The sequence below is a fragment of the Oleiphilus sp. HI0123 genome, from assembly GCF_001635315.1.
Genome location: NZ_LWGE01001727.1, coordinates 1 through 2,521 on the forward strand (window position 1 = coordinate 1; position 2,521 = coordinate 2,521).

The following is a 2,521-nucleotide window of genomic DNA, read 5'->3' on the forward strand; positions in this document are numbered from 1 at the left end:
AGAATACCCCTAAAAGCGAGTCAGCAATCTTGTATACATACAGTGAAGGACAAAGGGCTGGAACAATTTATACAGTGTTACTTAAGTCAATTAATGGCGAAAAACTTTCTGGAAAGTCTAAACGATGGTTATATGTCAAACCCGGAGAGTATGAAATTGAGGTAACCAGTCACAAGTACAATGAAGGTGCATATATCGCAGGAGCTATTGCAGGAGGTGTTGCTGGCGGAGCCATGGGGGCAAGCGTTGATACTGGTGCCATTGTAGCAAGCTCTGAAGCATACGCAGAAATGGAGCGAACTAGAGTAGAAGATAATAATATCATCGCGCGGCTGGAAGCTGGGAATATATACGTGATCGATCCAGTTATTGAAAACAAGAAAATAAAGTATTTTGAAGTTAAAACGTACTAAATAAAGAAATTCTAACCAAGCGTTCAACCGGACTCGCCTTCGGCTCGCGCGGTTAACGCGGCGTTAAATGTTTTTTTGCCTTAAAGGTTAAGGCTCAATATTCGGCAAGGAATGCACGTTTCTAATCTGGCATCTTTCCGTTTAAATTTTTAGGGTAGGTGGTACGGTTTCCAACTGTTCCGCTCCGCTGTTTAAGCTTCTCAGGTACATTTTAATTTGTAGAGGTTTCGTTGGTGGTGTGTTCCTAGGGAATCCGGTAAAGTCATCAACTCATATATTTTAGTCGCAGGCAGGTACTCAAGTTTCGCCTTCGGCTACACAACGTGGCGTTTGGGTTGTTGGGTGTATCAAAACATCTAACCAGTACATCAAAGATCGCCCAAACAAGTTTGGGCTGGACCGTCGCGACGCGCCGGCCCTTTATGTAAGCGTTAAATGTTTTTTTGCCTTTAGGTTTAAGGCTCAATATTCGGCAAGGAGTGCTCAGTTCTAATCAAGCATTCCACCGTTTAAAATTTTAGGGTGTGTGGCACGGTTTCCAACTGTTCCGTTCTGCTGTTTAAGTTTCTCAGGTACATTTTAATTTGTAGAGGCTTCGTCGGTGGTGTGCTCCTAGGGAATCCGGTAAAGTCGCCATCTATGGTGTTTTTGTCTCAAGGCAAGCACTTAGGTTTTAACGTGGTGTTTGGTTTAGTTGGGTGTTCTAAAACATCTAACCAGTTCATCAAACATCACTCCGGCCACAAAGAGACGTGGCCTGCGTTGGACGCACGATAGAGCTGTGCGCCGTTTATAAAAGCGTTATGTCTTTGAAATGGCTGAAATTAATCCGCAGTGTTCTACAAATGGTTTGAAATCTCTATCGGTAAAAAGAAGCGGCACCTTATTATCTATACAAAAAGTCGCAATAATCACATCCGCTGTTTTCCTTATCGTAATGCCTCGCTTCCTCAGCAATCGATAATAGTCCGAACATTGCAATACCATCCTATGACCAAGCATTTCATATTGGTCTAGTTTCCCAAGTACAGACTTGGTTTTATTGTATTCTTTGTCGCTTTTTATGCCCTGCAATATCTCAAGCAAAATTAAATCGCCTAAAGCAACATTCCCCTTCATTAATTGCCTGTCTAACTCATCGGTATAGGGACTTACTACGCCGTTAAAATAATCAATCCAAACACTTGTGTCAGCAATAATCACTTATCGCCTCGCATTTCGTTTAAATCGCCTTCCCAGTGTATTTTCCCCCTTAAACTACGTACAGCTTGTTGTTCATTTAGCTTAATAAGCAACTTTAAGCCTTCTTCAACAGCATCTTTCTTTGTATGTAAGCCGCTTACCTTTAAAGCATTTGCCATTAGCTCGTCATCAATTACAATGTTGGTTCTCATAAAACACCTATGTGTATAACAAATTAACTAAATACACATTAGCACAATAAATAAACATAACCAAGCGTTCAACAAGGACTCCGTAACAATGTCACCTTTTTCGCGCTACGCGGCAAAAAAGCCGCCATTGTTACTACGCCTGTTAACGCGGCGTTATAACCTAAGGTAGATTATGGAAGACTTCCCGATTCAAGTAATTTCAGCTTCTAAGGCAACAATGAAAGGGGCAAGCGGTGATGTCTCGCTTGAAATTGAGCTGGCTCCGTTTGAACTGAAAATAGATGATTACTCTGAGTCCGTAAAAACCAGCATTAGGCTTGAGGGCATCAAGATACCTATAGCCTCTTCAGAGTTAGAAGGTAGAGAATTCTTATTCCCTACAAACCCTGAAGATGGTTACATCGACGGTTCGGTATATTTCTTTGCTGCTCATAGTCCCGTGGATGTTACAAAAATCACCTTTGGTAAAGCCGAATCAGGGAAGCTTTTGGCAACGATCGAATCTGAATGGATTTTAGAATTTGAACGTACTGGCTATAAGAATTTTAGTCATACTTTTGAGGTGGCAGTTGAGTTATAACAAGTACATGTTGCCTCAGCCACTGCGTGGCTTGGACGGTTTTTCCGCTCGTGCCTCGCTACAAAACCGCCGCAAATGTAAGCGTTATATTTCAGGGAGAATTCAGTGCACGATTTTGTAGGCCGATGGAAAAT

The 2,521-nt window shown here is 41.9% G+C and carries 4 protein-coding genes; 2 read left to right on the top strand and 2 right to left on the bottom strand.

Annotated features, from left to right (window positions below; all coding sequences use genetic code 11):
- On the top strand, positions 1-413 hold a 413-nt coding region (locus A3761_RS28135; protein ID WP_197473201.1), incomplete at its 5' end, for a hypothetical protein.
- An 801-nt stretch (positions 414-1,214) separates the two neighbouring features.
- Here A3761_RS28135 and A3761_RS23360 read toward each other — a convergent pair.
- Together A3761_RS23360 and A3761_RS23365 are read right to left on the bottom strand one after the other, a co-directional pair.
- A complete protein-coding gene (locus tag A3761_RS23360) occupies positions 1,215-1,616 on the bottom strand; it encodes a PIN domain nuclease (RefSeq protein ID WP_068511100.1) in 402 nt (133 codons plus the stop codon).
- Positions 1,613-1,807, bottom strand: a complete 195-nt coding sequence (locus tag A3761_RS23365; RefSeq protein ID WP_068553630.1) for a type II toxin-antitoxin system VapB family antitoxin — start codon at positions 1,805-1,807, stop codon at positions 1,613-1,615. The genes A3761_RS23360 and A3761_RS23365 overlap by 4 nt, the downstream gene beginning before the upstream one ends.
- A 172-nt stretch (positions 1,808-1,979) precedes the next feature.
- Between A3761_RS23365 and A3761_RS23370 the strand changes: the two genes are divergently transcribed.
- The gene (locus tag A3761_RS23370; protein ID WP_068553629.1) at positions 1,980-2,387 is read left to right on the top strand and encodes a hypothetical protein; all 408 of its coding nucleotides are present in this window, start codon (positions 1,980-1,982) and stop codon (positions 2,385-2,387) included.
- The last annotated feature ends 134 nt before the right edge of the window (positions 2,388-2,521 follow it).

Excerpts from the sequence above, each read along its gene's own strand:
- A3761_RS23365 (WP_068553630.1), bottom strand. The coding sequence starts at position 1,807 with ATGAGAACCAACATTGTAATTGATGACGAGCTAATGGCAAATGCTTTA.
- A3761_RS23370 (WP_068553629.1), top strand. The coding sequence starts at position 1,980 with ATGGAAGACTTCCCGATTCAAGTAATTTCAGCTTCTAAGGCAACAATG.